Here is a 12,845-nt window from a genome sequence, read left to right as displayed (position 1 = left end):
ATCACGCAAGGCCGAAGAACCGCGTCCACCAAGTGGGCCGCGCTTCGAACAGCACCAGCGCACTTGGGCCCTCGTAGTCGCTTTCCAGCAGTTCCTCGGGGACGCTCACGTAGCCGATTTCGTCCAGCGCTCGCTCCACGGTGGCAAGGTCGGAGGGGTCCAGCGCGCCTTCCTCTCGGGCGTCGTCCGTGCCGAAGTAGGCCCCTGGATTGTCGGCGCAGACCTCGGCGAGAGAGCCGAACTTGCTCACGCAGACCACGATCCGCGTCCCACAGAGCGTCGCCTCGGCTGGCACGCGTACACGCCCGTACTCGCTGGAGTCCTGCGTTTCCTGCTCGAACTCGCACTGGACCCCGAAGTCCGCCTCGAGCCGGCGCACCAGCCTGCTGAACGTGAGGCTGGCTGCGGCGCGGTCGTAGTTCAGCGGCCACTCCAGCCGCTCGGGGTCGTCGAGTTCACGCAGGAGGGCCAGCAGTTCCGTCTCGCTCATCGCCATCCGTCCATCCTGCCGCTCGGCGGGTGGGAACAGAGAGGCGGGGGAAAGCAGCGACAAGATCCGAGAGAGACGGCCTAGCCTCCCGGAAGCAGCACACGCCCACGTCTGCCCAGCCTGTGTCGTATCGAACTGCGGGCCACACCACCAGTACGAGATCGGGCCCCCGCGCGATCAGGTGAGCGTCAGGCGTGCCGAGGTCGGGGAGCTGATACGCGAACTTGGCATATGACTAGTTGTCACCGTCCGGCTTCTGATAGTTGTTGCAGCGGGGTACGGGCGCAGGCCCGTAGCGGCGCTCACGGGCGCCCGCAGGGAGGATGCACATGGGCACCACCACGCACGACGAGGTAATCGCCACCGAGCAGACGGCGGTGGACCACGCGTACGCCTGTTACACCGCGAAGCTGGCCGAGATGACCGGGACGTCGGCCGCGACGGCTTCGGCGAGCGGGAAGGACGGCATCGCCAACCGGATGCACGCGGAGGCGCAGGCCGAAGCGTACGGAGGGCTCGGCGACGAGGCGCTGGTCTTCTCCCGGGTGGACGCGCCGGATGACCCGGGCGTGAAGCCGCGTCCCTGGTACATCGGTCGGCGGGGTGTGCGCGATGCCAAGAACGATCCGGTGGTCCTGCTGTGGACCAGCACGCTCGCCAAGAAGTGGGCCGAGGCCTTGCCCGAGGCACCCGGGGAGGTGGTTCTGCGGCGGCGGTTGCGTTGCGTACAGCGTGTCGTCCAGGACTACTTCGACGAGATCGCAGCTGCGGACCCTTCCCCCGCATCCGTCCCGCAGCCGCGCCCGGCCGCGGACGACGTGGCCGTGGCAGATTCGCAGACGGCCCGCGAGACACCCCTCGCGACGCGTCCGGAACCGGGCGACGAACAGCCCGTGGGACGTCCGCCTTCCCCGACGCCCGGCGACGTCGTCCGTCACCAGCGCCGTAAGCCGCTCCAGCCGGACGATTTTTTGCTGCGCGAGCTGCGGCGCTCGCGCGGCGGCCGGATGCGGGACATCGTCGAGACCATCCGCCGTGACCAGATGGACCTGGTCACCGGCTCGCCCTCCGACATCCTCGTCGTGCAGGGCGGCCCTGGTACCGGCAAGTCCGCCGTCGGGCTGCACCGCGTGACCTGGCTCGTCAACAACGAGCACTTCAAGGCCCAGGACATCCTCGTCATCGGCCCCCACCAGAGATTCCTCGACTACGTCGGTCAGGTGCTGCCCACGCTCGGCACACGCGACGTCAACGTCGTCCAGCTGAACCGGCTGTGGGAGGGCGAGACCCTCGGCACCGACTCCTCGCAGGCGCGGCAGGTGAAGTCCGACGAGCGGATGGCGGCCGTGCTGCAGCGCCGTGTCGAGAGCGACTGCCGTCCCGAGGCGCTCGACGACCTCACCACCGCGCCCTCCTACGAGGGCGACGAGCCGGCCGTCGTCGTCACCGCCGGGAGTACGACGCTCCGCGTGCCGAAGTCCGAGGTCCTCACACTCCTCGACGAGGCACGCGCCGTTGACGGCCCCTACCGGCAGCGCCGCGAACGCTTCCGCAGTCTGTTCGTCGACCGACTCCTCCAGGAACTGGCCACCGTCGCCCCCCGGCGAGGCCAGGGCGGCACGATCCGTCGCGACCTCGAACGCAACCGCCGCGTCGAGCGGCTCGTCGAACGCATCTGGCCGTCGCCCGGCGCAAGGGAGGCCTTGCGCAGCCTCTACGACTCGCCCGACCTCCTGCACGCCTGCGCGGACGGCATCCTCGACGCCGACGAGCAGGCAGCCCTGCACCGGCCCCGGGCCGCCAACGCCGACGCCGAGCCCTGGAGTCTCGACGACCACGTCTGTCTCGAAGAACTCCGGTTCCTCATTGCGGGGGAGACACCCCGCCGTTACGGGCACATCGTCATCGACGAGGCCCAGGACCTCACCCCGCTGCAGGCCCGCGCGCTGCGCCGCCGCTGCGCCGTCGGCGGCTCCATGACGGTCCTCGGCGACCTCGCCCAGGCCACCGGCCCCCACACCCACCTCAGCTGGGACCCTCTCGGCGCACTTCTGTCCGATCACGGGGACTGGCGCGTCGCCGAGCTCAACACCAGCTACCGCGTGCCGGCCGAGATCATGGACTTCGTCGCGCCCCTCGCCGGCGCGGTCGCCCCGGGACAGCTGTACCCGCAGGCTGTGCGAAGAGCGGGGAAGGACGCCGTACGAACAGTGGCGACCGAACCGGGGCAGCTGCTCGACGACACCCTCACCCAGATGACCCGCCTGGTCGGCACCAGCGACGGGAACACACCGCGCTCCGTCGCCGTCATCGTCCCCGACGACTCGCCCTGGCTGGAGGAGATCAGCCGTCGCCTCGATGAGGGCGCCGACCTCGCGGGAACGGGCCATGAGGCGGTGTCTGTTCTGGCCGCCGCTCAAGCGAAGGGCATGGAGTACGACCATGTCCTGGTCCTCGAGCCCGCCACCTTCGCCGACCGCGGTCCGACCGGCCTGCGGCAGCTGTACATCGCCCTCACGCGCAGCACGCAGAGCCTGACGGTGCTGCACACCTCGCCGCTTCCGGATGTCCTCACGGAGACGGATCCCGGCCACCAGGACGCCCCCTCCGCCGAGACAGGATCCGGTACGGACCGGGGCGACGTCCCCGAGATCGGGGCAGACATCCGCGTCCGGGTGCTCGGCCCCGGGCCGGGCGGCCGCTACAAGGTTCAGGCACTCAGCCCCGAGACGGACCGGCCCTTGGCCCTCACGGTCCGGCACGGTTCCACGCCTCCCCGCCCCGGCGACGAACTGGACTGCTGGGTGTTCGCCAACGAGACCGGCCAGAGTGTGCTCACCACTGACAGTCGGGGCCGCCTGCCCATCTCGACGAAGATGGCTCAGCGCTATCTGGCGGCGCTCGGCGTGCTCGACGACCTCGTCGTCGGCGAGCAGGGTGCTGTCGCAGATGCCCGCGCCCGGCTGTCCGATCTGCAGGGCATGGCCAACCGCATCCTCCGCCGCGACCAGGCGGACTGGGTGGACGTGTACCGCGTCCTCGGCTCCCCCGACCGGCAGCGCCTGGGCGTGCTGCGAGACCTCGCATCACGCACCAACCGCGCGCTGAAGGACAGCACACTGGAGACCGGCCGCCTGCGGGCCGAACTCGCCGAGTCCGGATGGGCCGCGGCTCTGGCTGAAGCACAGAAGACGCTCCGCACCCGCCTGGCCGACGCCGTGACCCTCGACAACACCACCGAACCCGCCGCCCACCAGCCCGAGCACGCAGATCAGAAGGAAGCCGAACTCGTGACCACCGTCGAAGAAGCACCCGCCGTACCGGCCGTGACCTCGAAGGAAGGCTTCCTGCGCGCCCTGGAGGCCTCGGCCGCCGCCGACCGCACCTGCAAGAAGCACGAGGCGGTGCGCCACGCCTTGAAGTCGGAGCTGCTGTGGGCGGACCTTCAGCCGAACGACTCCGAGGCCGTCGACGTCCTCTGCACCGTGGGCGACGGGCTGTACGTCTACGAGGTTCTGGGAGTGGGCCACTCCGCGTACGAGGATCTCCGCTCGGGAGCGACCCGTCTTCTCGAGATCAACCACACCCTGCACACGCCGGCCGACCGCCTGCACCTGGTTCTGTGCGAGCCGCCTACCGAGGACTGGGCTGCCGAGACCGTGCGCGAGGTCTTCGGAGTTCACGTCATGTGGCGTACTCGGGGTGGGTGGGGCGGCGACGATTCCGACGCCGCCTTCGGCCGCCCTCAGGCATGAAACCGCTGCCGGTACAGCGTATGGCTGGCTACGCCGCCGCTCGTCCAGCGCCCGCGATCACGTCCGCAAGCACCATACGAGCAGGGGAGAGCGACCATGAGCCACGATTCCCAGAGATCCAGCCTGGAGCACTCGATTCGCACGCTCGGTGGCCTGTGGGGCACGATCCGCGGCGTGACCGTCCTGCGCGATGCCGGATACACCCCCGACGAGAAGCACGTGCGCGGCACCTATCGGCGCCTCGCCAAAACCGGTCTGCTGGTCAAGGTGCAGGACCGGCCCGTTCAGTACCGCCTCATCGAGAAGTGAGGACCACGATCGTGGCCGACCAGCACTTCATCACCGCTGGTCCGGGGGGAACGATCACCGCTCCGACTGCACCACGGGGTTCCACTCCAGGCGAGCTGTTGACGCGGAGAAGGGACGCACGATTCACCTCATCCTGTGACCGAGGCTGAGGTCCGTGCCGCGAGGCCCGGTCTGGACCGGGTCACCAGCACGACCGCGGGTCTTGTACGTGCTCCGGCGAGTGCCGGTCTTCACCCCTTCCCAGGCCGGTCCGGACCAGGAAGCCGGGGTCCGCGTCCCGTAGCGAGGTAGCGGTGTGCACTCGCTGGGTGCCGGGAATGCCCACCTCGACGAGGACCTCGCCGCGGAACATCCACAGACCGAACAGGTCGTCGTCCTCGTCGTGCAGCATGACCTGCACGCAGGCGGGCTCGTTCCACGGCAGGGACTCCAGGTCCTTGAGCACGCCGCGGCGCCCGTTCCACCGTCCGAACTCGATGTGCCAGCCCCCTACGAACCAGGGGATCTGTACAAAACACCCGCTCCAGGTGCGGGTCTCGTCCGGCCGCGTCAGCGGCTCCATCACCTCGTCCTCGTACCGCGCCAACACGATGACCTGCGCCATTCTGCTCATGCCCACATGTCACACGGTGCCGGGCAGCGAGGGCAATCGATTTGGGAGCTGTCGCCTGTGCATTCCATAGCGCTGTCGCGGTCGCCTCGACCCAGCTTTTGAACTGGACCTGAGACAGAGCCACTCGCTTCCGGTACACCGCTCAGATCGGAGGGCGATTGGATGACGCGTACTCGTCGGCGACGTTGAAGACGCTGGCACAGCGTGGGCACTCCGCCTGGCCGAAGAGATGGGTGATTCCGTCGGCGAGCACGACTTCCCCGTCCCGCAAGACAGTCTCGTACATCCAGCGGCCGGTGCTGGAGAGCTCCTCGGCGGGCACCGGCCTCAAGGCGCGTCGGTCCACGTCGCCCAGGTTCCAGTCCCGGATGGCTGAATAGCGTCCGTGGTCGCCGATGGCGATCGTCACCTCCACGGCGCAGTGCGGGCAGGTGACCTGGTAAAAGTCGTCCGAGAAGTCCCCCAGGGCCGCACTCCAGTGGTAGTGCCCTTCGACGGCGATCAAGGCGCGGAAGGTCACGAGGTAGTCGCCCGGCCGTGACCGCAGGTGCCGATCCAGCAGCTCACGGAACTCCGCGATCGCTGCGACACAGCCCGCCAGCAGATCGTCGCAGCCGTGGTTCCCTGCCGCGCGCCGGACGATCGCCCCAGCCAGCTCGCGCGCCGCCGCACACCGCGAAGCCAGATGTACCAGGCGCGGCAGTGCGGCGAAACTGGCGGGGAACACCAAGTCGTGTTCGAGGATCAGCCGGTAACCCAGCTCATCCCATGCCTCTGCATCGTCCTCGCGCTCGACCCTCGCCAGGAGCTCGGGGACGCGATCGACGTCTCCGTAGCAGTCGTACATCTGTGCCCAGTTCACCACCTGAGCATCTAACCGTCCTGAGGCAACCGGGGACGACCCCGCAGCCCTGAACCCCGTTGCATGACCTATCAGACCTCCGACCCCCTCACTAGGGTGGGCACTTCGAAACACTCGAGGGGTGGGTGGCAGTGTGGCGAGACGACCGGACGGCGCCGAGGTCGCGGCCGTGGTGCAGCAAGTCTTCCGCGGTGGCTTAAGGAGCGGGAAGTCCGCGTTCCAGCCGGAACTGGCAGCCTGGACCGAGGCGACCGCGTCCGATCTGCGCGCCCGCTTCGTTGACCGGCCCGACGAATCGTCGGACACCTTTCTCGTCAAGCTGCGCCGGCAGCTCACCGACGCCCCCGACGAAACGATCGTCCTCGCCGCCGAACTGCTCTTCGTGAACATGGCCCCTCTGGTCCCCGAGCAAATCGGTCTTCGGCGGAAACTTCAGATACTCCGAGAGGTGCTGTCCTGGGCCGACCGCCGTATGGATGTGCCCCCGGACATGGAGCCCGCACTGAAGGGTTTCCTCCACGGTGGGCAGGGGTTCCTCAACTACCGCTGGGCGCAGTTCCAGATCCTGGTTCTCCTTGTCGAGCGACTGGCCGGGACGGAGCCCACCGAGCGGGAGGCACTCCTCAAGGACCCCTGGCGCTTCCGGAAGCTCTGCTTCGGCATCCAGGACTCCGTCGGTCACAAGAAGGGCCGTGCCCAGATCCATGTACTGCTCTTCGCCCTCTTTCCGGACCACTTCCAGCCCATCGCCAGCGCCCACCACAAGCACGAGATTCTCAAGGCCTTCGCGGACGAGCTCTCCGAGTCCACCGGCAACGACGACAAGGACCTGCTGACGCTCAGCAGAACGCTGGAGGTCCAGGTCGGCCGGCCCGTCGACTTCTACGACGAGCCCTGGGTCGGCCGCTGGCGCAAGGGCGCCGTAACGCACGAGCAGCGCGGCTGGCTGGTCCGCGGCCACAACGTCGACGGGCACGACTTCATCCCGGCCTGGCTCAGGCAGGGCTACTGCTCGCTCTCCTGGCGGGAGGCCCCGGAGATCCCCGTCGGCGCCACCAAGCAGCAGGTCCGGCAGGCGGTCGCCGAGGCCATGCCCGAGGCCACCGCCCAGCTGCGCGGGGCGGCCGCCTATCAGCTGCATGTCTTCCTGACCGTCATGCAGCCGGGCGACCTGGTCGTCACCGTCACCCCGGACGAGGTACACGTCGGCACCGTGCAGGGCGCACCGACGTACGACGCCTCCGAGGGCCTCGACAACGCCCGCCGTCTCCCGGTGCGCTGGGCGACCGCCGACCGCCCCCTGGTCCGGGCCGACCTCCCCGAGAAGGTCCAGGCAAGGCTGCCGCTGCCGCCGGCGGTGTACGACATCAGCAGTGTGGCCGCCGAGCTGGCGGAGCGTGCGGGTCTGGAGGACGCGGTCGACGATGTACTCGCCGAGGTCGACGTCACCAAGCCCCTTGAGTTCCCGCCGATCACCCAGGAGCTGGCGGACGAACTGCTCATGCCGCTGGAGTGGCTGCGGGAGACCGCCGAACAACTGCAGGACCAGCTTCAGCTGGTGCTCCACGGGCCGCCCGGCACCGGGAAGACCCACGTCGCCCGTGCGCTGGCCAGACATCTGGCGGGTCCGGACCGGGTGCAGCTGGTCCAGTTCCACCCCTCCTACACCTACGAGGACTTCTTCGAGGGCTTCCGTCCAGTTCGGGGCGACGGAGGCTCGGTGATGTTCGACGTGTTGCCCGGTCCGTTCAGACTGCTGGCCGAGCGGGCGCGGAAGGACCCGGCGAATCCGTACTTCCTGATCATCGACGAGATCAACCGGGCCAACCTCGCGAAGGTCTTCGGCGAGCTGTACTTCCTGCTGGAGTACCGCGAGGAGCCCATCACCGTGCAGTACAGCCCGCACGATCCGTTCCATCTGCCCGGCAATCTCTTCCTCATCGGCACGATGAACACCGCCGACCGCTCCATCGCGCTGGTCGACGCGGCGATGCGCCGCCGCTTCGCCTTCCGCCGGCTGTCCCCAGAGAAGCCGCCGGTGCAAGGTCTGCTGGCCCGCTGGCTACAGGCCCGCGGTCTCCCGGACACCGCCGCCCGGCTGCTGGACGAGCTGAACTCCCGCCTCGGCGACGCCGACCGTGCCATCGGCCCGTCGTACCTGATGAAGCCCGGCGTGGCCCGCCCCGGGGGCCTGGACCTCATCTGGCGCACCCAGATCCTGCCGCTCCTGGAGGACCAGCTCTACGGCACCGGCGTCGACGTCGAAGTGGAGTACGGCCTGGACTCCCTGCGGGCGGCCGTCGCGCTGCCGGGCCCCTCGGCCGGATTCCCGTCCCAGGCCGCCGCCCCGCAGGGCCGGCCGGTCGGTTCCCCGCTCCCGGCCGTCGAATCGTGAGCGCCGACCTCACCCTCACCGCCCAGGAGACCGGCCCCGGCAGCGCGTACGAACTGACCGGCGACCAGGTGGCGGCCCTGGTCGCCGTGCCGGACCTGGTACGGCTGACCCCGGCACCGGGCGGGCGCTGGAATGTGCGGGGCAACCAGAAGGTGGGCCTGATCCGTCTGCCCACCCGGTCCGGCGGAGCGGTCCACCTCCGGCTGCGCCCCAAACTCCCCATCAGAGACCTCCTCTTCCTCCTCTCCTACTCCTCCACCGACCCCTGGCACCCGGAGCCGGTCACTGCGGCGACAGCCGACGACCTCCTCCCCGCCCTCGCCGACCTGCTGGCCCGCACCGCCCGCCGCACCCTGGAGGCGGGCGTCCTGCACGGCTACAGCGAGGTGGCCGAGGAGCTGCCCCTGATCAGGGGCCGTATCCGCACCACGGACCAACTCCGCCGCACCGGTTTGCCGCTGCCGATATCGGTCCGGTACGACGACCACACCCCGGACATCCCCGAGAACCGCATCCTGCTGGCTGCCCTGAATCTGGCCGCTCACCTGCCGGGCGTACTGGACTCGACCCGCTTGACCCTCCGCCACCTCGCCCACCGCCTTCACGGTGTCCGCGCGCCTCACCCCGGCCAACCGCTTCCCGCCTGGATCCCGACGAGACTCAACGCCCGCTATGCCCCGGCCCTCAGGCTGGCTGAACTCCTTCTGTCCGGCCGCTCGATACGACAGGAAGGAGGCGTTCCGATCCCGGCGGACGGCTTCCTGCTGGACCTGCCGAAGGTCTTCGAACGCTTTGTGACGGTGACACTCGGCGAAGCCCTGGCCCGCCACGGCATCCGCTGCGCTCCCCAGGACGTCCACCGCCTGGACGAGGCGCGTCGGGCCGCTTTCCGCCCCGACCTGGTCCTGTACCGCGGGGGCCGTCCGATCTCGGTGATGGACGCGAAGTACACGTACCTCAAGGTCACGTCCCCACCCGTGGAACACCTCTACCAACTCCTGGCCTACTGCACCGCCCTGGGCATCAGCCACGGCCACCTCATCTACGCGGCGGCCGGCCCGGGCACGGCCTCCATCGACCACGTGATCCGCTGTTCCCCCGTCACGATCACCGCTCACGCCCTGAACCTGAACGAGCCCCCAGCCGGCCTCCTGGCGCAGATGGCCGCCCTGGCCGCCCTGGCCGGCAGAACGGCGACGGCCGCCCCGACAGCTTCGCCCGGGCAGGCATGCAAGGCCCATAGCTCACAACTCAGAGAGATCGAGGGCGGGAGCGCGCTCCCGCAGTAGCTGGCCCGCGTGCGGGCTCGCAGCGGTCGCAGCATCGCACGAAAGGACGGACCGATCGCCGCGAGTGCAATCAGGAGTTGACTTCTTCACTTGTCCTTTGAAAGGGAAATCTTTGCCTCCGGTTGAAAGCAGCGGGCTACTGAGAAGAGATACCTTCGGTCCCCACGGTGCTTTCGTCGCGGAGTTATGTTCTCAGCGTTGCCCCTAATCTCTGGGAACGTCTGCTGCGCGCGGGTCGTGATGACGCCGCCTGCCGCCTCGAGGCACTCCTCCGTATCCCCGTTTACGGTCCCGACAGGCATCCCGACCAGCAGGAACATTCCGCCGTTGAAACATCGGTGTCGCACGGGCGAGAAGCTGTTCGATTTTAAGCCATGTGACCGAAATTGATCTTCGGGTGACGTGTTGGCGGGGGCTGCTGCTTTGATGGATCAGCTGCACAATTGGGGTGCGGCTGATTGAGCGGGGGAGGGTGCTGTTGTTGTGCCGTGGGCGCGATCGTATGTGCAGGGACGGGACTGGGAGGAAAGGGCCTCGCTCGGATGGGATCCGGGATCCGCGGGAAGAGCGCCTCGCCCCGAGCGGCGAGTGCGGTGCGCCCCGCACGTTCCTGCCGTCGGTCCCTCCTGCCAGGAAGGCCAGGTCAGCGCCGCCGCCACCTTCGGTGACGCTGACCGCGGCTCCCTTCGCACCCCGCAGGATCTCGGCCTCGCGTGGCACCCGGGACGGAGTCCGGTCATGCCAAGACTGCGGACGGGAGTTCTGGGCTTCGCCTGTACGGCAGTGCACTCAGCGCGTATGACCGAACTATTTCCGAAGGCTTTGCAATTGTCGAGGTTTCCGGTGTCCATCCGTCGCCGTGTCAGCGAGAAGTCCCGTCTCCGATTGCCGGGTCGTGCCACGGAGCAATCCAGCCGGGAGGACGGCTCGGCGAGCGCCGGTGTGACGAGGCGTCCGCCGCCCGGGACCTGAGTGGCGGATGCCGGTCTCCGAATCCGCTCAGACAGCCACCGGATTCCGCAAAGCGGTCGGGTCGACTTCCGTGAGCCCCTGGACGGGGCGATCGCTTCGACCGACTGCCAAACGTGAGAAGACTCTCCTCGGCCATGTGTGGAAGGAAGATGCCCGCCTGCACAGACTTCTTTTCTCGTTCAGGAGGACCGACCCGTCTCGACCGCGGGTCCGAAAAAGGCTGACGAAACTACAGGGGGAAGCAACGTGGATATCGAAATTCTGGGAGCTCTGATCGTGACGGAGGGCCGGGTCTCCATCACGCCCACCGCGCCGAAGGCGCGACAGGTGCTCGCACTCCTGGCGTTCTTCGCCGACCAGGTTGTGCCCGTGTCCGCGTTGATCGAGGAGCTGTGGGCCGGCAGGCCGCCGCGCAGCGCCCGTACCACCCTCCAGACGTACGTGCTCCAGCTGCGAGAGCTCATCACCGGCGCCCTGGCTGCACAAGGCCCTGGAGCCGTGTCGGCCAAGGACATCCTCGTGACGTGTCCCGGGGGCTATCTCCTGAACACCAGGGGCGGAACCAGCGACGCGAAGGAGTTCGAGAGGCTCGCAGGACTCGGCTACCGAGCCGTCGGCGAGGGCGATCACGCGGACGGTGCGCGGCTGCTGCGCGACTCGCTCGTGTTGTGGCGCGGGGCGCCCTTCGCCGACGTCCAGCTGGGCAAGCAAATGGAGTTGGAGGCCGCACGCCTGGAGGAGAGCCGGCTGTGCGCGCTCGACCAGCGCATCGAGGCGGATCTGCAACTGGGACGGCACCGGGAACTGCTCGCCGAGCTGACCGTTCTGGTCAGCCGGTATCGCACCCACGAGAACCTGTGCCGACAGTTCATGATCGCCCTGCAGCGCTCGGGCCGCTGGAGCGAAGCACTGGACGTCTACCGGAAGCTGCGCGGGACTCTCGCACGCGAGTCGGGCCTGGAACCTTCGGTCGTGCTTCGCCAACTGCACCGCTCGATACTGCTGGCCCACACCCACACAGGGTCAACGGCCGCTGAGCCCGGCTCCCGTGTGGTCCGTGTCGTCTGACCCTTCAAGGACGCGTTACAGCGATTGACGCAGGTGAAGGGGGGAGCGCGCCGCAGCGGCACGCGGCCTGGCGGAGATCCGCTTGACGAAGACTCAAGAAATCCGAGGCGCCCTGTTTCAGTCAGTACGGTGCTTGAGGCCGTGCACGCAGATGCGGACAAAGAAGTCCGTATGCCTTGCTTCGGAGATCAAAACGAGAAGCTCTCGACGAGTCATGGGAGAACGTCAATGAGGATCCGGGTTCTGGGGCCGCTCAATGCTGACGTCAATGGTGTCTCCATCGTTCCCACAGCGGGAAAACCCCGACAAATCCTGTCGCTTCTCGCGCTGTACCCGGGGCAGATCATGCCTGTGCCGACGCTGATGGAGGAGATCTGGGGCGCTGACCCGCCGGTCAGCGCCCTGACGACGCTGCAGACCTACATATTGCAGCTGCGGCGTCGGCTGGGCACTGCCATGGGGCCCGATGCGCCGCACACCGCCAAGGACGTACTCGCCACCCGGCACGGCGGATATGTGCTGCAGATCCCGTCGGACAGCGCGGACGTGCACGAGTACGAGCGAAGGGTGTCGGCGGGGCAGGCGGCCTTCGAAGCCGGGGACGACGAAGGCGCCGCCCAGACCCTGCGTCAGGCTCTTGCCCTCTGGCGGGGGCCCGCCCTGGTCGACGTGCGCGTCGGCCCCGCGCTCACCATAGAGGTGCTCCGGTTGGAGGAGAGCAGGCTGGTCACGGTGGAGCGACGCATAGACGCCGACCTACGCCTGGGGCGGCACTGCGAGATCACCGCCGAGCTCCGGGACCTGACGGCACGCCACCCGCACCACGAAGGGCTGCACTCGCAGGCCATGGTGGCTCTGTACCGGTCGGGTCGGCAGGCTGCGGCTCTCGACCTCTATCGGAAGCTGCGGATGCGGCTCATCGAGGAGCTGGGCGTCGAGCCGTCGCCGCAGATGCAGCGTATGCACCAGGCGATGCTCGCAGTGGATCCTGCCCTCGACCTGTCCACCGGGCCCCGGCGCGGCTCGACCTTCGATCTCTACGCCGCCTGAGGTGCCGGCCGGTCGAGTTTCGAGCCCGCCTCTAGGGCTGTC

Annotated in this window: 9 protein-coding genes; 6 read left to right on the top strand and 3 right to left on the bottom strand. The window is 68.5% G+C overall.

The annotated features are described in order from the left end of the window. Window position 1 precedes the first annotated feature (1 nt). The gene (locus ACIP63_RS34930) at window positions 2-496 is read right to left on the bottom strand and encodes a hypothetical protein (protein ID WP_401524076.1); all 495 of its coding nucleotides are present in this window, start codon (window positions 494-496) and stop codon (window positions 2-4) included. Between the two features lie 323 nt (window positions 497-819). On the opposite strand from ACIP63_RS34930, the gene ACIP63_RS34925 reads away from it, so the two are divergent. Next, window positions 820-4,245: a HelD family protein gene (locus ACIP63_RS34925; protein ID WP_401524073.1), complete on the top strand. Its 3,426-nt coding sequence runs from the start codon at window positions 820-822 to the stop codon at window positions 4,243-4,245. Between the two features lie 96 nt (window positions 4,246-4,341). Continuing rightward, the gene (locus ACIP63_RS34920; RefSeq protein ID WP_401524070.1) at window positions 4,342-4,554 is read left to right on the top strand and encodes a hypothetical protein; all 213 of its coding nucleotides are present in this window, start codon (window positions 4,342-4,344) and stop codon (window positions 4,552-4,554) included. 181 nt (window positions 4,555-4,735) lie between these two features. Here the strand turns inward: ACIP63_RS34920 and ACIP63_RS34915 are convergent, their stop codons facing one another. Both ACIP63_RS34915 and ACIP63_RS34910 read right to left on the bottom strand, forming a co-directional pair. Beyond that, complete coding sequence (locus tag ACIP63_RS34915; RefSeq protein ID WP_401524067.1) at window positions 4,736-5,167, bottom strand: hypothetical protein; 432 nt, start codon at window positions 5,165-5,167, stop codon at window positions 4,736-4,738. Window positions 5,168-5,309: 142 nt separating this feature from the next. Further along, window positions 5,310-6,029, bottom strand: coding sequence for a hypothetical protein (locus ACIP63_RS34910; RefSeq protein WP_401524064.1), 720 nt, complete (start codon window positions 6,027-6,029; stop codon window positions 5,310-5,312). Between the two features lie 133 nt (window positions 6,030-6,162). Here ACIP63_RS34910 and ACIP63_RS34905 point away from each other — a divergent pair, with 133 nt between their 5' ends. The 4 genes from ACIP63_RS34905 to ACIP63_RS34890 all read left to right on the top strand — a co-directional run bounded on the left by ACIP63_RS34905 (window position 6,163) and on the right by ACIP63_RS34890 (window position 12,803). Further along, window positions 6,163-8,424, top strand: a complete 2,262-nt coding sequence (locus ACIP63_RS34905) for an McrB family protein (protein WP_401524062.1) — start codon at window positions 6,163-6,165, stop codon at window positions 8,422-8,424. After that, window positions 8,421-9,713: an McrC family protein gene (locus ACIP63_RS34900; RefSeq protein ID WP_401524059.1), complete on the top strand. Its 1,293-nt coding sequence runs from the start codon at window positions 8,421-8,423 to the stop codon at window positions 9,711-9,713. The genes ACIP63_RS34905 and ACIP63_RS34900 overlap by 4 nt, the downstream gene beginning before the upstream one ends. Window positions 9,714-10,931: 1,218 nt before the next feature. Continuing rightward, window positions 10,932-11,753 (top strand): BTAD domain-containing putative transcriptional regulator, encoded by an 822-nt coding sequence (locus ACIP63_RS34895; protein WP_401524056.1) that lies wholly within the window; start codon window positions 10,932-10,934, stop codon window positions 11,751-11,753. Between the two features lie 228 nt (window positions 11,754-11,981). After that, entirely contained in the window at window positions 11,982-12,803 is an 822-nt protein-coding gene (locus ACIP63_RS34890) for a BTAD domain-containing putative transcriptional regulator (protein ID WP_401524053.1), read from the top strand. Window positions 12,804-12,845: the final 42 nt, after the last annotated feature.

The sequence above is a fragment of the Streptomyces sp. NPDC088746 genome (genome assembly GCF_044751065.1).
Taxonomy (GTDB): Bacteria; Actinomycetota; Actinomycetes; order Streptomycetales; family Streptomycetaceae; genus Streptomyces.
Note: the sequence above shows the minus strand (reverse complement) of the source record. Positions and strands in the feature narration are given on the sequence as shown.